This window comes from Endozoicomonas sp. NE40 (assembly GCF_040549045.1).
GTDB lineage: Bacteria > Pseudomonadota > Gammaproteobacteria > Pseudomonadales > Endozoicomonadaceae > Endozoicomonas_A > Endozoicomonas_A lisbonensis.
In genome coordinates, this window is sequence record NZ_JBEWTB010000002.1 from 2,274,411 (window position 1) to 2,295,153 (window position 20,743).

General features: G+C 43.9%; 17 protein-coding genes. 4 read left to right on the forward strand and 13 right to left on the reverse strand.

Annotated features, from left to right (window positions below):
• Positions 1 to 149: 149 nt before the first annotated feature.
• From V5J35_RS11350 to V5J35_RS11370, 5 genes are all read right to left on the reverse strand, one after another.
• Positions 150 to 3,605: an HAD family hydrolase gene (locus V5J35_RS11350; protein ID WP_354007247.1), complete on the reverse strand. Its 3,456-nt coding sequence runs from the start codon at positions 3,603 to 3,605 to the stop codon at positions 150 to 152.
• A 149-nt stretch (positions 3,606 to 3,754) separates the two neighbouring features.
• Entirely contained in the window at positions 3,755 to 5,335 is a 1,581-nt protein-coding gene (locus V5J35_RS11355) for a polysaccharide biosynthesis/export family protein (RefSeq protein WP_354007248.1), read from the reverse strand.
• Between the two features lie 59 nt (positions 5,336 to 5,394).
• Entirely contained in the window at positions 5,395 to 6,660 is a 1,266-nt protein-coding gene (locus V5J35_RS11360) for a KpsE/RkpR family capsule polysaccharide export protein (RefSeq protein ID WP_354007249.1), read from the reverse strand.
• Between the two features lie 27 nt (positions 6,661 to 6,687).
• On the reverse strand, positions 6,688 to 7,341 hold the full coding sequence (locus V5J35_RS11365; protein WP_354007250.1) for an ABC transporter ATP-binding protein: 654 nt from the start codon (positions 7,339 to 7,341) through the stop codon (positions 6,688 to 6,690).
• Positions 7,338 to 8,117: an ABC transporter permease gene (locus V5J35_RS11370; RefSeq protein WP_354007251.1), complete on the reverse strand. Its 780-nt coding sequence runs from the start codon at positions 8,115 to 8,117 to the stop codon at positions 7,338 to 7,340. Before V5J35_RS11370 ends, V5J35_RS11365 begins: the two co-directional genes overlap by 4 nt.
• Positions 8,118 to 9,989: 1,872 nt before the next feature.
• Between V5J35_RS11370 and V5J35_RS11375 the strand changes: the two genes are divergently transcribed.
• Complete coding sequence (locus tag V5J35_RS11375; protein ID WP_354007252.1) at positions 9,990 to 11,096, forward strand: M20/M25/M40 family metallo-hydrolase; 1,107 nt, start codon at positions 9,990 to 9,992, stop codon at positions 11,094 to 11,096.
• A gap of 69 nt (positions 11,097 to 11,165) precedes the next feature.
• Here the strand turns inward: V5J35_RS11375 and V5J35_RS11380 are convergent, their stop codons facing one another.
• The 3 genes from V5J35_RS11380 to V5J35_RS11390 all read right to left on the reverse strand — a co-directional run bounded on the left by V5J35_RS11380 (position 11,166) and on the right by V5J35_RS11390 (position 13,186).
• Positions 11,166 to 11,822, reverse strand: coding sequence for a lysoplasmalogenase (locus V5J35_RS11380; RefSeq protein WP_354007253.1), 657 nt, complete (start codon positions 11,820 to 11,822; stop codon positions 11,166 to 11,168).
• A gap of 71 nt (positions 11,823 to 11,893) precedes the next feature.
• Complete coding sequence (locus V5J35_RS11385) at positions 11,894 to 12,583, reverse strand: YoaK family protein (protein ID WP_354007254.1); 690 nt, start codon at positions 12,581 to 12,583, stop codon at positions 11,894 to 11,896.
• Between the two features lie 93 nt (positions 12,584 to 12,676).
• Entirely contained in the window at positions 12,677 to 13,186 is a 510-nt protein-coding gene (locus tag V5J35_RS11390) for a 2-thiouracil desulfurase family protein (RefSeq protein WP_354007255.1), read from the reverse strand.
• Between the two features lie 98 nt (positions 13,187 to 13,284).
• On the opposite strand from V5J35_RS11390, the gene V5J35_RS11395 reads away from it, so the two are divergent.
• On the forward strand, positions 13,285 to 13,686 hold the full coding sequence (locus tag V5J35_RS11395) for a NirD/YgiW/YdeI family stress tolerance protein (protein ID WP_354007256.1): 402 nt from the start codon (positions 13,285 to 13,287) through the stop codon (positions 13,684 to 13,686).
• An 86-nt stretch (positions 13,687 to 13,772) separates the two neighbouring features.
• On the opposite strand, the gene cysQ is transcribed toward V5J35_RS11395, so the two are convergent.
• Entirely contained in the window at positions 13,773 to 14,615 is an 843-nt protein-coding gene (cysQ, locus tag V5J35_RS11400; protein WP_354007257.1) for a 3'(2'),5'-bisphosphate nucleotidase CysQ, read from the reverse strand.
• 25 nt (positions 14,616 to 14,640) lie between these two features.
• The gene (nudE, locus tag V5J35_RS11405) at positions 14,641 to 15,207 is read right to left on the reverse strand and encodes an ADP compounds hydrolase NudE (RefSeq protein ID WP_354007258.1); all 567 of its coding nucleotides are present in this window, start codon (positions 15,205 to 15,207) and stop codon (positions 14,641 to 14,643) included.
• Positions 15,208 to 15,308: 101 nt separating this feature from the next.
• Between nudE and yrfG the strand changes: the two genes are divergently transcribed.
• A complete protein-coding gene (gene yrfG / locus V5J35_RS11410; protein ID WP_354007259.1) occupies positions 15,309 to 16,019 on the forward strand; it encodes a GMP/IMP nucleotidase in 711 nt (236 codons plus the stop codon).
• Positions 16,016 to 16,444: a ribosome-associated heat shock protein Hsp15 gene (gene hslR, locus V5J35_RS11415; RefSeq protein WP_354007260.1), complete on the forward strand. Its 429-nt coding sequence runs from the start codon at positions 16,016 to 16,018 to the stop codon at positions 16,442 to 16,444. The genes yrfG and hslR overlap by 4 nt, the downstream gene beginning before the upstream one ends.
• A gap of 36 nt (positions 16,445 to 16,480) precedes the next feature.
• Here hslR and V5J35_RS11420 read toward each other — a convergent pair whose 3' ends face one another.
• From V5J35_RS11420 to V5J35_RS11430, 3 genes are all read right to left on the reverse strand, one after another.
• The gene (locus V5J35_RS11420) at positions 16,481 to 17,212 is read right to left on the reverse strand and encodes a nitroreductase family protein (RefSeq protein WP_354007261.1); all 732 of its coding nucleotides are present in this window, start codon (positions 17,210 to 17,212) and stop codon (positions 16,481 to 16,483) included.
• Between the two features lie 58 nt (positions 17,213 to 17,270).
• On the reverse strand, positions 17,271 to 17,585 hold the full coding sequence (locus V5J35_RS11425) for a Rieske (2Fe-2S) protein (RefSeq protein WP_354007262.1): 315 nt from the start codon (positions 17,583 to 17,585) through the stop codon (positions 17,271 to 17,273).
• A 72-nt stretch (positions 17,586 to 17,657) separates the two neighbouring features.
• Positions 17,658 to 20,678, reverse strand: coding sequence for an autotransporter family protein (locus V5J35_RS11430; RefSeq protein ID WP_354007263.1), 3,021 nt, complete (start codon positions 20,676 to 20,678; stop codon positions 17,658 to 17,660).
• Positions 20,679 to 20,743 lie beyond the last annotated feature (65 nt).

Genomic DNA, 20,743 nt, shown 5'->3' on the forward strand with positions numbered 1-20,743 from the left:
GGAGTTTTAACGACAAGCGTTTACACAATTTGAATTACAGTCTCTAAATATCTTAGATAGCAAAAAATATTTTTACTATCTCAATTGCATCATTATATAGTACTGGTGTATATTTTTTTCAAATCAACTTAGACGGCAATATAGCAACGCTATGTAGATGAAATATGAACTGCCTTTCTAATAAGCTTTGCTAGTTTTGAATCATATAGAAAAGCTTTTGGATCATTTTTTAATTTTTTAACCTTTCTTTTATAAATAGACAAATCATCTATTTTCAAATCAATATTCTTTTCAACCTTTATTTCATAGCTTCTATTGGATGGTGACACTTCATTAACTAAAGAAGCAGCTCCCTCTCTCCACCAACTATCCTGGATGTAATCTGAATAGTTGTCTGCTGTAATTTTATTGAAGGCTGGCGTGGCTATCAAATAACGAGCATCACTGCCACCAAACTGATCGACAAAAGACAAACCATCAAACATTGCAGCGTCTTTTGCATAAGGTGACTGTATAAATTCTATATAAGTCTTAAGTGATCTATTTTTTGAAACATTATACGCATCAATGCGATTATTTAGTGTCCTTAGAACTACTTTTACATAATCTTCAACACCTTTATGCACCACATTAATAACACCAAACCTAGCCGTTTCATCGCCACCTACATATTCTTCTGATATTTTATTATTTTGATCATAGGTAAAACGCTTAAATGAAGGAATAGCAGGTAAGAATAAAAACTCAAACATCCCAATATTTTTACAGTAAGGATGACTTGAAAATCGACTTTCTTCGAAATCTGCTAAATACCCTTGGATATTGAAACCTTCATCGAAAACTTCTTTCGCACCATGATAGGTCATGAAATAATAACCACCAATATCCGCTCTGCTACCTAACAAACGCCCTAAACTTCTTTGTAAAGATGCATTATGTCCAATATCCACAACAGAAATATTTCTTTTATTATTCAATCCCATAGTATCAAGGTATTCTAAAAGACAATTTCTTTCTTTTTCAGCTTTTTCCAGAATAAGTTCTTTATTAGCAGATAAAAATCGCTTAAATTTATTTAATTGGCTTCGTCTCTTAATGTCAACAATCTGATCAAGGCTATTTAATCCAGAGGCTGAAAGAGTCTTATGGTTTATTTCATCTTTATTTATACCAAAGCGAGCATACATTATTTTATGTAACGGCACTTTTGAAAAGCTCAAAGACATTGAATCTAATATATCTTGTTCAGACTTCAAACTCGCGGTGTTATAGCAACGCCTAGATGCAAGGAGATAATGCGATTTAGGAGCATTGGGTGTATTCTTAGCTATCTGGTCGTATATTTTTTTTACTAAATATCCATCTCTAGCTAAAAAATAAAGATCTTCTACTCCGTCGCGAATAGCACACTCCATAACCCATTTTGTAAACCCTAATAAAATTGGCCCACAGGCTTCGAATCCCATTCTGTATGGTGAATTATTAAACCAGCTATCATTTAATATTTTGTTATCGTAAAAGTGTCGAGAAATTACACCATGCATCAAAGAAGAACTAAGAGAGTCAACTACCTCAGAACTAGATAAAGAGTCTCTAGCCAAGCGAGATGCCATGTATGTTTCATTTATCATTGGCAAATGAATTGCTGAAAGACCTGCTTCAACAGCTCTTACAACATCTGACAGGTGGTTATCACCAAAGTGAATTATTTCTTTATTTGGGTAGCTATCTAGAACAACTTTAAACAAAGTTCCTGTTTTTTTTAACTTATTAAAGCTACTTGAAACATAACACTCTTTATAACCGGATATACCATTTTTCTTTATAATGAACTCTATATCTTTTTTATCAAGATACATATCTGAGACAAGTATTATTTCTTTTCCTTTTGAGATGGCAAAATCAAACAATTCTTTGCCAAGATCCCTAACAGTAATTACTTCTTTTTCTGTTCTAAGCTCAAGTTTCCTTAATTTTAAATTTGCCTGATGTGATATTCCTGTTAATTTTTTTATTTCATTATATATATTCTTGAACAGTATTTCTTCTCCACCTGCTTTCTTTACACCTCTTATTATTCTGTTTGCAGCCCTTTCTCTTAGGTTTCTAAAACCACCAAATCTTTCTAAATCAACTCCTTCTTGACTAAAAATTTCTCTTGCTTCAATATCCATCAAATCAAATAAATGATTAGGATGCATCAATCGCCGGGTTATAAGCGTATCAAATATATCAAAGGAAACTACATCATGCTCTAAAATACTTTTTTTCGCAGCATCAATATCAACAACTCTAGTCGAATTCATATGTGATGCAAAACGTTCAATATCAGTAAGTGTTTGTACATCATTTAGGTTTTTAATTATCCTCTCGATAGCTAAGTATTCACTATCTGGCTTATCAAAATAATCAAACTTGATATCACCATTTTTTTTCTTTTCAATAGCTTTGTGAAAAAAAGATAGTAACCATTCCCCATTCTGAACCTGATCTTTCATTAAAGGATAGTAACGAGTTAACAAATGGAAAAGAGCGCCATCAAAGTCATGCTCTTCATCCAACAACCTTTCAGAATCTAACAATTCACCAGCATTGAATGCTGAGACATGTGAATCTCCAAAAGTAAAGACAGGCTTTTTCCAAATAATCGCTTGTAAACCTACAGAACTTGAAACAGTTGCAACGCCATCTACATATGGTAAAAGCCACTGTGAGCACCACCTAATTTTCTGTATCTCAGGAGAAAATAAAAAATTACTATGTTTCTCTCTCAATATCTTCAAGGTAGTTTCATCAAATAAGTCATCTTCTGCTCCATGTAAGGTAACATAGACACCAATTGAAGAAGGAACGGTTTCAAGTACATATTTTACAAAATCTAGTTGATTTTCACATTTAATTCCTTCAGGAAGATTATCATCAAATGCGAAATAGCCAGTTACTTGAAGAGGTAATAATATTATTTTATCAAAATTACCAGGAATATCCTCTGGTCTTATTGGGTTATTCTTTTTAATATATTGTGAATATTTATTTCTTAATTTTTCGAGCAGCTCTATTTGATATGGGCTTGCCTTTAGACTTCTTAACTCATTTTCAAACTTTTTTAAATAGCTTAATTTAAAAACACCGCAAGGGTCAAAGCATCCTAATTCAGGGAAGGGAGCTCTTGATAACATGCCTAAAGTACTATTGATGAATACAGCTTCAGGAAACATACTGTTTAGGTAAGGAGCCGCTCCTTCGTAGCATACAATTATATCTGGTGACCAGTTGCCAATTGCTTTTCTGCAAAGGCGGTGCATAATATTTTCATCTTTTTTATCAAATTCTCCAGTGAAGAACTTCTTGGATATTTCTCGTTCATTTGGAAAATATTTCTTTAACTCTCCTTGTCTAATAGCGAAAATATTTTTCCCAGATAAGAGTTTTTCTTCTAGACAAGCCTTTCTAACTTCATCACTAGTTAACAGTCTAACTTCATTATTATTATCTGCTTTTTCTATAGCCAAAATTTCTTTCGAAATGTGGTTTCTAATTGTTCCTAAACGGAATTTAGGATTACCAAGTTCTTCCCTAGGTTCGAGAAAATAAAGAATATTCATATATTTTTGATAATAATAAGTAGTTATATGCTGCTATATAACAGATAACATTTAATTGAAGAAAAAATTGCCAGTATGTAATGAAATGCTGCAAGGCAGTTTTTGCATTTATACAAATGCCTACCAACTCTTACGAAGCACTCAAACCATCAGAGACTCAAAACAACAGCAGCACTCATGGCTACCTGATAAATCACCTGCATAATATCACTGGTATACTGCATGGTTTTCGGATCAATCTGGGGCATAACAAGAATTTCATCACCAGGCTGCACGTCGTATCTGGCCAACCCTTTATTGAACCAGCCATTTTTATATTCAATACGAGAAATAGTGCCATCTCGATGTAAAATCAGCACACGCGACTGATCAGCTTTTTGTGAATAACCACCAGAAGCATTTACGTAGTCGTTTATGTTGCTGTCATTATCAAAGACCATGGCATTGGGGAACATGACCTCTCCATGCACCTGCACAAGAACCGTTCTGCTTGGAATCACAATGCGGTCCTGATCCTTCAGCATCACGTCCATTCGGTTATCGTTCTGCCCAAGAATCACCTGACCTCTTGGGTCAACCTGTCGTGCTCTGGCAACAAACTGCAGGATAGATTCCGCATCGGACTGCCTTAGCTTGGCTTCACCCACACTTTTACTTCGTGCCGATAGTGCCGTTTGTTCCAGCTGTTGCAGCTGAACTTCCAACATGGCTTTTTGCCTTTGTGCCACTTCATCACGGAACAGCTGCATGGCCTTAAGGTTGGATCGCTCGTTGGGCTGCAGTCTTGCCATCAGGTCGTTGATGGTACTGCCATAAGGAAGAATATAAATAGCCTGACCACTGTGCTCACCTTCTACCGCCACACTAATGGTGCCAGGCATTTTGTCAGAAACCACTGTCACTTCATCGCCACTGCTGATGGTGACATTTTGGGCTTCTGTCAAAGGCAGGTAATCAACACTACGCTTCGTCAACTGATTGCGGGCAATGCGAACATGAGTCGCTTCAGGCATTAGCCCTACCATTTGCAAAGCATCCTTCAGAGGAATCTCACCATCGGTAAATTCAATCTGAACAGTGTTCTCAACCAGACCATTAAAGGCAGCAACGCCCTGACGTGTATTGACGACCAGTGTGTCACCGTCCTGTAACTGCACCTGCTCAATGGTGCCTGTCAACAAAAAGTCATACAGGTTGAACACGGCTCTGGTTTTGTTGCCACGCTTTAGCTCGACATTCAGGTAGCTACCCGATTCTGGTCGAATACCGCCGGATTTTGCCAGAAAGGCCAAAATAGAGTCAGATGAAAAACCACCATACAAACCGGGTGATTGAACAAAACCGGTAACAAAGAGTTTGACGGGCTGGGTAGCATTCAGGCTGGCATAAAGGTTTACGTTACTCTGGTAAACACTGCGAACTTTCTTTTCTACCACCTTGTTCAGGTCTTTGTTAGCCACACCCTGAAGCTTTACAGGACCCACCTGTGGAATAAACACATTGCCCTGAGCATCTACCGTCAGCTCGGTTGCTACCTCGTAAGCCCCCCACATTTGCAGGGTAATCGTGTCACCAATGGCAATTTTATAATCGGGGTTAAAGCCCCTGAACTCTGCCTGACGAAAGCCGTCAAACAAGTTCTGGCCAAAAACAGGCCGGGCAGTAACTGTTTCTACAACAGCAGGCCCAAGGTTATCTGCTTCTGCAACAGGTATTTCAACGTTAGCCATTGCAACTGGCAAAAAAACAGCCGCACAACATATAGCAATCAATCGTTTCATGTCTTTTATTAGTCTCTATGCTCTCGAACGGTCGCACGCATCATACGAACAAGGGCGTATATTGCCAGAAGGATCAAAAGAATGTTCGTCAGCGTGTAAGCAACGCGGGGATATTTTGCTTCTTCTGACAAATGCGGACTGCTAACCACAACAAGCTGCTTGAGCTTTCGGCTTGCTTCTGTTCGTGCGCCTTCCAATGCCACCAGTGCTGATGAGTAAGCTCTTGTTGCAAGATCTAGATCCAGCTGCAACTCCTGTTGCTGTGCCATCAGGTCATTTAGAGTGGTTGCTTCACTGTCGGTGAGTCGATTGGTTTCCTTTTCAAGCTGAACTTGTAAGGCTTCAATACGCTGTTTTAAAGCCACCACTTGGGGCGACTGATCATTCAAATAGGACGTGATGGTCTGAAGTTCTGTCTGGTTGCGAACCAACTCGGCCTGCAACTCATTCATAATGCTGCTCAGAGCTGCCCCTTGATCACTAACACTCAGCAATCCTGTCTCGTTCTGAAACGCAACAAGCTTCGACATGAGCTCTTTCAGGCGTTGCTCTGATAGCATGACTTCATTCTTCACAAATTTTAACTGTTCATCCGCTAAACCATGGCTAATTTCATTCACAAAAGACTCACTGCGCTCAAGAATCAGATCAGCCAGCTTTTGAGCAAAATTAGGATTAAATGCCTGAATTTCCAAGTCAAGCATGCCGCTGGTGTCGTTAAAGCGGATACGCATGTGATCACGATAAAATTTGAGAAAATTTTCATGACTGGCTTCAGGAGATAGCCTTGAAAGGTAATCACCTTCTTGAGAGTAATGCTGCCTTAGTCCGGTCTGCTCATCTAGAAAATACAGCATATCAGGCGATTGAATAAAAGTTTCTACAATACGCTGATCATTCCCTGTCTGCGGCGTGATGCCAAATAAGCTTAAACCTTCTACACCTGAACCATTACCGTCACTTTTTTCAATCATAAAGCTGGCTTCCGAAACGTATCGATCAGAAGCAAAACCTGCATAGTAAGCTGCAGCCATCGACCACGGTACAACGACTATACCAAGAAACCAACGACCCGCCTGTCTATGAAACAGGTGTTTTTTAGCCAGTTTTAATATCTTGTTTTCAGGTGAGCTGCTCTTTCTGGCGATCGGCATTTTAGCCGGGTTGGCTTTTTGTTTCTTGATTTCAATAGTTGTCGGTTGCTGCACTGGTTTGCCAGAGGGCTTCTTAATGGGCTTTTTTATACCAGGAGTTTTTTGTTTTGTTTCAGTCATAAAAAATTGTTGTTCAGCCAGTGACCGTTACATAGCGTTATAGGCTGCAATAGCATCATTAATGCTGTCATGAACGTGTATTTTGCCATCTTTGATATAAATGCCAATATCACACTGGCGCTTTAATTCATTAAGGTTATGGGAAACAAACAGGAAATTCGCAATGCCTTTTTTGGCATCAAACGTTTCTCGACATTTTCGCTTAAACCGTTTATCACCTACAGCGGTTAATTCATCAATAAGGTAATAATCAAAATCAAACGCCATACTGACCGCAAATGAAAATTTGGAGCGCATACCTGAAGAGTAACTTTTGAGTGGCATATCAAAAAAATTACCAATTTCAGAGAACTCTTTAATAAATGCTATTTTTTCATTTATTTCTTCACGGCTTTTACCGTAGATTCTGCAAACAAATTCAGCATTCTCGCGCCCTGTCATACTACCCTGATAGCCGGATAAACCCAGTGGCCAGGACACATTACCTTTAACAGTAATGCGTCCACGGTTAGGAAAATCCGTTCCGGCTAACAACCGCATCAGCGTTGATTTGCCACTGCCGTTTGCACCAAATACACCTATATTCTTATTGCCGGGTAGCTCCAGAGAAACATCCTTGAGGATATAATGCCGACCACTGGGGGTAGGAAAATATTTGGTGACGTTATTGAAAACAATCATATTGTTAACATACTTCTCCAATTAGCACGAAGCATTAACATCCCTAAAGTTACAGATACTATGGCACTTAGTGTTAAGTACTCAAGGCTTACTAGAGAAATATCATAATGATATGAAAAACTTGATCGCATAAGTTCGAATGCATGAATCAATGGATTCCATAGTAACATTTCCTGAAATCCTCGAGGCACCTCATTAATAGAAAAAAATGTGCCAGATACAAACATTAGCGGCCTTAAAGTCATAGGGAGTAGTTTGCTAGGCTCAGGATATAGAGTATTTAAGACTCCAAAAATTAACCCAATACCAAAAGAAAAAAAACTAAACACTAAATATACTAATAGGAACCGTAAAGAGTTGACAACTTCAACTTCAAATCCTATCCACCAAGACCCTGCTATCAAGGTAATAAGTACAATAAATGAAATGTTTGCTTCTAGTATCAGTCGAGTAAGGAATAAATCAAAAATACGAACCTGCCTGTATGAGAGAAGATTTCGATTGCCTGTTACAGCACCCATACATTGATTTATAAGTTTTCTAAAATAAAAAAATGGAGCTATCCCTGTTGCCAAGAAAACTGGCAATTCAAGCCCACCAACCGTAGAGCGGCCACGAAAATAAAACAAACCAAAGAATATTAATATTTGTAAAAGTGGACCTAATATTGCCCAAATTAAACCTAACCTGTACCTTCCAAAACGAGTTTTTAGCTCTCTAGCAGAAAGTGCATAAATCACAGCTAGTTGTATCTGAAGTGAAGAACGTTTTTCCATTAAAAATCTTATTTGAATTTAAAAATTAAGAGAGGCAATGCTTAGGGAAGCAGAGGTGTTCATTTTGACCGGAATATGCATGACCTCAATAAACTGAGTGAATCGCCATTTGCCGTACCTACTGTATACAACTCAGATGCTTATATTGGCTTTAGATATTAATATTTTCTGCCCAATGAGACTATTTTATTGGCATCACAAGACAACTAATTACTCCCATTAGAAATAAATATGTCCTGGTTTTGTTACAAACAACGGGAGGGCGGAATTTTCCTTTACAAATAAGGAGTCTTAAAATAGGCCAAAATACTACAATCAAACCAGCATTCGCAAATATTCTGTCGTTTATTATTCGGCACTTTAATAGAGTTGGAGAAAGGCTACAACTACTGAGAATCAAGGCCTATGAAAAGTTCGGATAACAAAGGAAAGCTAAAATTATATAAATTTGACAGATCAAAAAATTAGTTCGGCTAATTCTCGAATGAACCTTGCACAAACAGACCTGTTTATAAGGGTTTGAGGTGCTATTTAGTTCGACTATTTAAAGGAAACCATCACCATGAATCACAGCTATTTGTATTTGAGATGAAGAACGTTTTTCCATTAAAATTTTATTCGAATTAAAAACTAAACCGCCTTTATGACGACACTGCTCTTGCGAGTCGCTAATTAAAACTAAATTTTATGTAACCACCATTTGGTGGTAAAACCCTGCTTGTTCGTGAATCAAAAACCAGATTATTTATAACCATCATTTGATGGAACAGCTCTTGTGGCACATGAGCTTAAAACCCGGTTTTCAATAGCCCTGAAGTGATATAATGATCACACACTACAAGAGAAATCAGCTAACACATGTAGTATACTTTCTATTCTATCAGACAATTATATTGTTCTTTCTCTTTTGGCTGATTTTACATTCTTGTATAGAAAAAGAACTTCAGGCTTTGTGCCTCTAAGGCTGTACCTAAGTCGCTCTTTATACAGAATGACTACCTCTGGATTGACGCATTGCACGTCACAAGACGCGCAATATTCTAAATTCAAACAGTTGACTGATATTGTCTGCAAGCTATGCAAGCCAAGGCTTTAAACAGTTCGGATAATTTAGGTACTGGTTTTTTGACCGTTTGTGTAGTGATTTTAAAATCAGTTCGGGTTTTTCATAAACCTGATTGAATGGCCGGAAAGGTTTTCCGGCACACAAGTTGTGGTTGTAGTTCGGGTTTCTTTAAGGACAATACAACCCAGCATAAAAAACAAGCAAATGATCATTTATTAAACAAACAATCACATCTATCATTATTCCCTTGCCCTTGTTATTTTTTGACCAGATAAGTTACAAGATGCATGATTAATCATTTAAGATACATTTTTATTTTCTGAAAAACTTTTTATGTTGTTTTTTAAATACATCAATATAAAACAACCTGTTATCAACAAAGCACACTACCGTCCATCAACTTATCTTTTACTGGCTGAAAAATACTCAATAAAAAAGAGCATAGAAATGCCCTTCCAGCCAATGCAGTATGTATATGTTGATACAACAGGAAAACAACTTTTATCTTTACCAATTCTAAAAAAAAGTAGGAAGAATCGAAACTGCGCCAACCCACACACCTATAAGAACTTACCGCTATTAATTATTTTTTACATTAACGTTATCAATTATTAAGATCATCACAATGATAAATACCTTGCAATATATCCAAAAACCTCTTCGTTACAAATCCTTAGAATCCTTCTAAAATATTTTTCCGTAAGTATTTCACCATATAACCACAAGTACAAAAATAAATTATCGTTGAGTCTCACTCATCATAATAACTGGTTGTCTCGGGCTGAAAGGCCTGAAGAAGGTGTACTATGTCCAAGATCAATCAAGACAGACTTGTCCAGCACTTCATTGACCTGGTGAAGATCAACAGCGAGTCCCGCAACGAAAAGGCGATTGCCGAAGCTCTGGCTGAGCAACTGGCCGAGATGGGTTTCCGCGTTGAAAAGCTGCCTGTTCCTGCTGACATTTCCAACGGCTTCAACATCTACGCAAACCTGCCGGGCGATCTGGAAGGCAATATTTTGTTGAGCAGCCATATGGACACCGTCACTCCTGGTAACGATATTGAACCAGTGATTGAAAACGGCATCATCCGCTCTGCTGGCAACACCATCCTGGGTGGTGATGACAAGTCCGGTATCGCCGCTATTATGGAAGCGGTTCGTTCCATTAAGGAACAGGGTTTGAAACACAAAACCATCGAACTCGCCTTTACCGTCCATGAAGAAGGCGGCCTGCACGGTTCCAAGCACTTTGACATGTCTCACGTAGAGTCAAAAAACGGTATTGTTCTGGATTCAGGCGGCCCAATCGGAACCATCATTACCGTTGCACCGGGCCAGCAGAACATCAAAGTAAACATCACTGGTCGTCCAGCTCATGCAGGTCTTGCTCCGGAAGAAGGCATCAATGCCCTGACCGTTGCTGCAGATGCTATCACCAACATGAAGCTGTCGCGCATCGACGAAGAAACCACTGCTAACATCGGCGTGGTAAAAGGTGGCCAGGCCACTAACATTGTTATGCCTGAGCTGTTCATCGAAGCAGAAGCCCGCTCTACCAACGACGACAAGCTGTCTGCCCAGGTCGAACACATGGTAAACACCTTTGAAGCGGCTGCCGAAAAGCACGGTGCTGAAATCGAAATCATTTCTACCCGCGCTTACAACGCTTTCCAGATGGCAGATAACGATCCACTGGTTGAAGAGGTAAAAGCTGCCTTTGCAGAAGCAGGTTTTGAAGGCAAAACCATGCCAACCGGTGGTGGCAGCGACGCGAACATTTTCAGCGAAAAAGGCATCAAAACGGTTAACCTGTCTACCGGCATGGCTAAAGTACATACAACTGAAGAATACATTGCCATCGAAGACATGGCAGGTATTACTGAATTCATGCACACCTATCTGACTCGCTGATCGAAAGATCGTATAAAGCCGAAGCCGGTTCGCCTGCTTCGGCTTTTTTAATGCTATGAACCTTCCGGATTAATCTTTATCAGCCTCCGCCAGCACTCCGGCCACAATAAAATACTGCGCCAAATAATAGGTGGCCATGATCACAATACCCGCCCAGGCAAAAGGCACAATAAACTTGTTCACAGCAATAACCAGGTCAGACAGGGCAAACAGAAGCGCCCCGGCAAACAGACGATTTACCGGACGATCACAAACAGCAGCCCCCATCAACATAGCGCCAATAGCCAATATGTAAGCCATAACAGGTGCCTGCATGTCACCGGTATACGGCACAACCAACATACCTGCAACCGACATAAACACAAAGGCAAAGATCGACAACCCGACCCGATTCTGGCCAGATGCACGGTGCGTCCAGAACAGCCCGGCATACACCAGCTGGGCCATTAAAAAACTGCCCAACCCGGCAATAAACAGATGACTGTCACTCTTATCACCAGAGCCACCAGAGTCAAGCGCCAGCAAAACATCACCTGCTGCTGAAAACAACAGGGCCACTACCATTGCGCTGCGCCAGACACCAGCTAACCGCCACGATACCAGAAACATCAAAAGAACAATCGGCAAAGCCTTAACGCCCGCCCCCATGTAACCAGGCAGTTGCTCGATAAAGGCAATATAGAGACCAGCAAGCAGAAAATAGACAACGGAAAAAGTATGTTTCATAACTGGATAACTCGTTTATGTCGTTTATTAATATTGTTGAACAGAGTTACCCGGTTACTGTACCACTGACATCAGCCAGCGATATAGAGACTCTTTTGCTGCCTGCGAAGTCTGATGACATGGATCATATAGGCTATGCCGGCAAAAGCTGTGATCAGGGCTGGAATCATCAGGCTGTTATAAAGCAGATGAGTAAACAGTAAAGCTCCGAAAGCACCACCCGTTGTAAATCCTGCCAACAGCAGACAATAAAGAAGCAATCGTCGTTTATCCATGGGAGCGCCCCGTAACCAGCGCCCAAGCTTGGCACCAATGTCGGTCAGTATGCCAGTCATGTGAGTGGTTCTCAGTACCGCGCCACTGAAGGTGCTGACCATAGCGTTCTGCAGGCCACAGGCTAGCGATGCCACCAGCTGGCCACTGAAAGAGCTGTGATGGTACAACCATAACGAAATCATCAACAGGCAGGATTCAAGCAGCAGGATAAAACCATAACCCCGCCCCAGCCGCAGCGTTTCGCCCTTGATAATCAAACCACTGAGAAAAGCACCCATAAAAAATGCCAGCACCACCGCCAGCAAGCGCCCGACACTCAGCCAGTCGCCCTGAGCCATCCCGACAGAAGCCAGCGTGATAGAGCCGGTTACGTGCGTAACTGCCTGATTGGTAAAACTGAGATATGCAATCGCATTGACCACCCCTGCCGAGAAAGTCAGCAAAATACCACCGAACCACACCCAGGCAGGAAGTCGGTTGATCATTTTCATTCATTCCGGAAACATAGCAGGCAGAAAGACTAACACAGGGGGCTTTTTGATCTATCGACAATAGTCCTCATTCTCTTGCGAAACCCATCAAGACCTTTTACCGGCTACCGCTTCAATCCGGTTAAGATAATGACAGGCACTGGCTAACTGAAACTGGCTGAACACCTCAACACCATGCCGTTCCAGCAGAGCAGACGTCACCCCCATTCCCGCAATCCGCCGTCCTGAAAATGAACCGTCATACACCTCTGTAGAGCCGCAAGAAGGGCTGCCTTCAGCCAGTATGGCTATTTTAATGTTATGCATCTGGCACAATGACAATACCTTTTGGGCTCCACGCATAAACGGGGAAGTGACATTATCACCCTCAATGGTGATGACCTCCGCAGTGCCGTCCACTACATCGCCTGCCTGCCCATCCACAATTTCTGCAGCTGCCCTGGGAACAGACAACCCGCCTTCCATTTCCGGGCAAATAGCCACCAGTCGCCCCTGCTGCTGCCACTCGTTCAGATGTTTACTCTCAACAGTCAGTGACTTGCCGTTATAACGCACTGGCCTTCCCAACAGGCAGGCACTGATTAACACTTTTTCCACTTTACTCTCCCCGATTCAATAACGCTTACTCTGACTCATCGCTGCGACAGGCATAAGAAGCTATTCTCAGAGTAGAAGCTTTTCAAGGATGAATGTGAATGAAAACTCTATTTTTTAGTGTTGCGGGGCTGGCGTTATTAACAGTATTTACGACTGGAATCTGGTCAGCAGAGCCTGCAGCACACTCCGGCGAAGAGCCTGATCAACCAGCCAGTGCAGACACCAGGGTCGATTACGAAGATCACTCTATTGAAGAAGTGCTTGCCAACCCCACTGATCAGGAACTGGTGAAAATTTCCGGTGAAATCATTCGAAAAATAAAGTGCAGCACCTATCTGTTTCGCGGTGAAAGTGGCGATATTCATATCAAAATTGATACCCATGCCGTTCCCGAGCAGGGCATTCCTTTCAGGGAAGCTACGGTCATCAAAGGCACGGTAAAGCATAGCGAAGATAAAAAGCCCACCATAGAAGCCGACCATATCCACTATGTTTTTTAATGAGCTTGTTTTTTAAAGAGCTTTTTTCTAAAGAGTTTGCTTCCTCAGAAAGCTGATCACTTTATGAGGAAGTAAACGTCAGAAAATCAACTCAATTGCTGTAACGCATCCGGATTCCAGAAAGATTGCCAGTCCATTGACGTGTCACCAATCACCAGAAAATCCGAATTCAACAGGTTGTCCTTGAAGTTGTAGGCAAAACGTTCGCCAGCAGGATTCAGCAACACCCCACCAGCACCTTCCACAACGCCCTGAACGGCAGCAGTATCCCATTCTGAGGTTGGTCCGATACGAGGATAAATATCCGCTTCACCTTCAGCCACCAGACAACTTTTTAAAGCGCTGCCTACCTTTCTGGCAGTAAGGCCCGGATAGATTTCCCTGAGCTGTTCAATAAACGCCGCCGCACCCGTGGTGCCATAAGTACGGCTACCCAGAACCACCACATTGTCGCTGTCTAACGACCGGGGCTTAATACTTTCAACCGGTTTATTGCCAACCTGCTTGAATGCACCGGACTGTCTGCCTCCCCAATAGATCGTATTCGTGACGGGTACATGCACGACACCAAACAGCGGATAGCTGCACCCATTGTCTGCTTGCTCCATCAGGGCAATGTTGACCGTGAACTGTCCATTACCATTAATGAATTCCTGCGTACCATCCAGAGGGTCCACCAGCCAGTAGCGACGCCAGGTCTGCCGCACAGACAGGTCGGCATGGGTGGATTCTTCAGAAAGAATGGGATAGCCCACATTCAGACGCAGCAGATGTTTTTCAATCACTTCATTGGCCCGGAAGTCCGCCAGGGTGACAGGCGTTGCATCGGCTTTTTTCTGAATGCCCAGCTCCTGCTTTTCATACACTTCGAGAATGACTTCTCCCGCCTTGCGGGCGATTTCTCTTACAGCCTTGATCAAGTCGTTCATCATCACTCCAGATTGAAGGTTATGTTCAGAGCAAACCGTCCTGCAGTTTATCCCGCACCAGGTACAAAGCTGCCAGCGTCCGGGCTTCTGAAAAGTCCGGACGATCATTCAACGCCTGCAGACGATCAAATGACCATTCGACTACCTCCATGAGTTCCGGCTCATCCCCTTCGAGCCGATCAGGATACAGGTCACGTGCCAGAACAACATGGATATGGTTCTTCATATAATTGGGCGACACAGTAAAGTCAGTAATGTAATCCCACTGTCTGGCACCATAGCCTGCCTCTTCTTTTAACTCCCGGTCTGCCCCTTCAAACAGTGTCTCATCCAGTTCCACCAGACCTTTAGGCAGACTGAGCTGATAATCCCCGGTGCCAGCCGCAAACTCTTTAACCAGCAGGAAGCGGTTATCATCCAGCATCGGCACTACCATAACGGCTTTATGACCACTGCCAGACCCGGCCAGTCGTTCATAGGTACGTTGTTCACCGTTAGAGAACTCCAGTTCCAGTGCTTCAACCCGGAATAAACGGGTACGGGCAATTTCGGTACAGGACTTAATCCTGGGTTTTTCCTTATCTGTGGTCATTTGTTGTCATCGTTCCCAGTCTCAAACTGAGGCGTTATTATAAGGCAATGATTGCCCATCCTCGCTATCGCAATTTGGCCATCACAGAAGAGTCTTTCCAAATGATTAACTGGAATGCTATCAATACCGTCCTGCTGGATATGGACGGCACCTTGCTGGACCTGCACTTCGACAATTATTTCTGGCAGGAATACGTACCTCAGAAATACGCTGAAAGGCACAGCATCACGGTCATGCAGTCGAAAAATGAACTGGAACCCCGCTTTGCCCAGCAGGAAGGCAGGTTACAGTGGTACTGCCTGGATTTCTGGGAAAAGGAGCTGAACCTGGACATCGTAGCCTTGAAAAATGAGATCAACCACCTCATATCTTTTCGTCCAAATGCCCGGGAATTTCTTCACAGCCTGAAAGAACGCGGCAAACAGGTGATTATGATCACCAACGCTCATCCGAACAGTCTGTCGATCAAACTTGAACGACTGTCGATGGCGCACTATTTTGACCGTTTAATCAGCTCTCACGACTATGGCTACCCGAAAGAATCCCAGGCATTCTGGCAGAATCTGGAAGTCGATATCAGTCTTGATAAGGAGAAGGCTTTGTTTATTGACGACAGTGTACGAATCCTGAATTCCGCCAGAACCTATGGAATTCGCCACCTGCTGGCCGTACGTTATCCTGACAGCAAAAAAGGGGCATGGGATACACAGGGCTATGAGGCTGTCGAAGACTTCAGAGAGTTAATTACCCCTGCAACCATCTCCCCTGAAAAAATTGCCCCTGAAAAAATCGCTTCTGAAAAAACAGTATGAGTCAATCCAACAGCAAATTGAACAACAAGTCTGACAGCAAAATTCGCCTGGACAAATGGCTGTGGGCGGCACGTTTCTATAAAACCCGCAACATTGCCAAGGAAGCCATTGATGGCGGCAAGGTACACCTGAACGGTAGCCGCTGCAAACCGGGCAAAGAGCCCAAAGTGGGCGACGAACTGCGCCTGCGGGTGGGCTGGGACGAAAAAACCGTGATCGTACGGGCGCTGAGCGACAAACGGCAGAAAGCAGACATCGCCCAGCAGCTTTACGAAGAAACAGCCAACAGCATTGCCCGGCGTGAAGCCAGTGCCGAACAGCGCAAAACCCTGCGTGGTGCTACACCAAGACCAGAGCGGCGTCCGGACAAAAAACAGCGCCGCGACATTATGAAACAGAAAGCCGACTTTGGGCTTGATGACTGATTTTTGCACCTGAACAGTTCACACGGTTTGAACTGTTCAGTGTTCAAACATCACCTCATCCAGCGGCACTCGAAACCGTTCACTGTAAACCCCGTCACTGGTGCCTTTACCACAGCCAATGATCATGGTGATTTCGGAACCGCCGGGCAAACCAAGACAGGTTTTGACCCGCCTGGAGTCAAAGCCTTCCAGTGGGCAGGTGTCGTATCCCCGGGACTTCATGGCATACATGAATGTCATCGCTGCCAGCCCTGCACTTTTATGAATACTGACCCTCACATCACTGCGGGACACCTCCCTGACGGTGGGTCTGGACAACCCCCGCAGGAAGGTCAACAGTTTACGAACCGCCCCCCGAACACCAAAACGATCATTGTTATATAACATGGGAATCAGCTTCTCATAATAACCATGAGCCCTTCGGGCTTTAGCGTCGTTCTGGTCTTTGTAGGCTTCACGAATCTTGCCGGCATTAATGTGGGCGTGTTTTTTCCACTTGTCGGGCCGTACCACAATCACCACCAGCTCCCTGGCCATTCTGGCAGCACTCTGCCCCATACAGCAGCGAGCCACCTGTTCGCGGGCTTCTGAAGAAATCACCCGATGGAATTCCCACAGCTGCATGTTGGAGCTGTTTGGCGCCAGAGTCGCCAGTTCAATCGCTTTCCTGACTGCCTCATGGTCAAACGGTGTATCCTGTTCATATTTACGAACAGCACGACGACTGTTGACGATTTGTTCGAAGGACGAAGCCAGAGGTTTATTCATAAATGCTGATTACACTGTCTTTATGTCAGTGCCAGCATTGTACTGCAGATGTTTCAGGTTATGGGAGGTATATGACACCCTCATGGATTTCGTGGGGAATTTTGTTGAGCTTTTCCCCCGGGCATGGGCCGGCAATGCATTCACCGCTGTGAATCAGAAAAAGGGCGCCATGGGTTGAGCATTGAATCAGCCTCTGTTCCGAATCCAGAAACTGGTCTTCTTGCCACTCCAGATTAATGCCAAGATGGGGGCAGCTGTTTTCATAAACGTAGACTTCATCATCCTGCCGAACCACAAAAACATGCCCTTTTTCATTGTGGAAACCTTTGCTGCCAGGGTTTGCCAGCTCATCAACAGCACAGAGTTTAATCATGATTCAGTCCGGTCTTTATTCTTTCAGGTCTGGAACGAGTGTAACGGGTATGTCGTTATCAGAAAAGAAGGGTCAGAATTCATAACGGGCTTTAGCGGAAAAGCTGTGAGACCGGTAATTCTTTTTCCAGTTAACGTTATAGCCAGTGTGGAATGCCCAGCTGTTGGTCAACTGTAGCCCCAGCCCCAGCCCCATATGCAGGCGCAGTTTATCCCGGTCAGGCCCGGTGACGATAAAAGAGTCCCCTCCGGCAAGATAAGTGGACTTAACAATCATACCGTCGGTACCAAAGTCGTAATACCCCATGAAAGCAAGCTCAGGCTTTATGACGCTACTGCGAAACCAGAAGTCGCCATTGAACTTCATGCCACCGCCCAGCTCCCAGGTATTGTAATCTTTGCTCTGGATTTTCTGTTCAAACCCACTGTCGCCTTTCTCTTCATAGTCCTGAGCCCTGATCAGGCCATAGTTAAATTCGGCCTGAGGAGAAATCGTCCAGCTGCCTATGCGCCAGCTGTTGCCGCCAATGACTCTGGCTCCCCACTGGTCAACCGTAAAATCGGCTTTTACACGGTAACCATCAACCACTTTTGTCATATCGTTTGCCGAGCTGCCCATGGACAACATGGTATCGAGAAAATAGCCCCGTCCATTCCAGCTGTTGTACCAGGTGGCCAGATAACCATAATTTTTGTTATTGCTAGTCTCATTGCCATCAACAGTACTGCGCACCAGTGAAACCGCCAGCCCCGTTCTGATTGCAGGCTCAAGCTCGGCATCGGCTCCAAGGGTTATGCCCCATGTCTGGCTTTCAAAGCCCGGCTCACCATCTACGTCGTCCTGTTTGCCACTGTTGTACAACATCTGCCCCCAGAGCGCCCCGTCAGAAAACTGGTCGCCATAGCTGATACCACGACGCAAGCCGTGTATCCGGTTGAACACGATATTGTGAGCCGTATTGGCAACAGCCTGAGACGCTTTCTGAACCTCTCCGGACACCCGGGGCTGAATCTGCCCGGCCAGCTGTTTAACGTCATAATCCGTTGCATTCAGTCTGGCAAAAACCTTGTTGCCTTTGGTCGCATCGGCATAGGTATCGGCACTGATAACATCTACCGCTTTACTAAACACTTCTGATGCCCTCGGGCTGGTGCCGGATTTCATGACTAACTGTTTGACATCGTTGGCATCTCTGGATTTCAGTTGAACCTGCAACTTTTTGTCACCATTGATGTCACTGTAGATCTCAGTGGCTTCCACCAGAAAGCTACCAGAATCGACCGTGACACGTCCGGCCACTGCACCATCAATACTGTTCGGGTCGACCACCGTCAGTGTTACACCGCTTTTAACCAGATTATATTCGGTGGTGGATGCAGGCTTGAACTGAATATTACTGCCCGTTCCCAAAGCATCTAATCGACCTGATACGGTCATCAGGGCATTGCCGTTGAATTCGTAAACCGGAATACCATTTTCTTCCACCACATTGCCCCTTTCGTCAAGCTTTTCCTGTTTTACAAGCTCAACCGTTATCTGGGCGGGCAACGTAAAGTTACCCGACATGGCGACTCCCTTGGTGATAGTACTGACAACCAGATGGTCAACGTTCTGTATCGTCTCACCTTCGAAACTGCCACCCCGGAATGCTACCCAGTCACTTTGATGCTGCGCACTGGCCAGAATGGTACCGGTCGTTTTGGAATTATTCCCTACCTGCTCAAACAGCATCGGCTTGTTGGAAGTGGTGAAATCCAGTGAAACATTGCCGGGGCTGGAAGCCGTGATAAAGCCATTATCCACATAAACCTTACCAATCAGATCCCCTTTAACCGTAATCACACCGCTGTCACTGTCACCCATCGCCTTAATCGTGCCACCGTCTTTGGCAATAATGGCGGCATCCTTTTCAGTCCGACCGGCAAGGCCACCCAGCTGAGCGCCATTGGCAACATAGATTGCACTCTTACCTGAAGCCATAGCTTCAATAGCACTTTTTCCACCAGCAGGGTTTTCTCCTGTTGCGACAACAAAATCAGTCATGGAATGGTCATTCAGATAGACTGCATGATCATCGTTGGATCTGGAGACACCACCGGCGAATGTCGCATAGCCGCCTGACAGAGTAGCAGGATCATTGACAGTACCAAGAGCCTCATAAGCCATTCCACTTGTTGGATTATGGGTGCCACTGATAAAAATACCCCCCTTGATATCCCCTTTGTTTTCATAGTTCCCGGTGTAAGTACCAGTGACCAGCAAAGCAGCCCCGTCTGGCATGCCCCCTCCTTTACCCGACAAGGTGCCGGTCGAAGAAACATGCAGCTTACCCGTTGCAGAACCCGCGATATTAATGGCTTGCCCCCGAGACGAACTCAAAGTGCCTTCAATGGTAAAAACAGAATCTGATTCGCTTTTTCCTGACCTGGAACCACCAATTTCTGCATTTTGATTCACATAAACCGCAGCAGTACCATCACCTGTTGTTTTCAGGGTACTGCCGGAACCAACCTCGATAGAATCGATATAGGAGTGATCATCCAAAAACACGGCATGGTCGTTCATAGCCTCGGTAACACCGCCGTTCAGGACGGTATAACTCCCCCGCAAACTTGCCCAGTTCCCTGTGTTGCCTTGGCTATAGTAAGCCTTACCAGTTTGATGAGTTGAACGGCCAGAGATAAAAACACCGCCCTGAATCGCACCTTCATTCGTCAGCGTACCTGCCAAACGGCCAGAGATAAAAACACCGTCCTGAATCGCACCTTCATTCGTCAGTGTACCTGCCAGAGTGCCGCTATTACTGACATAAATAGCTTCTGCAGGAGGAGATGATTGGTTATCGATGCTTCCCCCCTGCTTAATTCGAATACCTGCAGACTTTGCGTTGATGGTAATCATTGCATCGCCTTTTGATGCACTCCAGCTTCCATCAATGGTAATCACGCTGGAACTGTCAACTGTCAGCTTGTAAGGATCATCTCCCGTACCAAGGGTTACAGCCATGACAGACTGAGTAGCAGTCAGAAAAAAAACGGTGCTGAGCGCTGTGCAAACAAGTCCTTTTGCTTGCACAATCATTCCCTTAGACATTCCCACGTCCCTGTGTCCCTTGCGTGACCGGTTGAGGATAAAGGCATTTAGCCTTTATCCGGCAT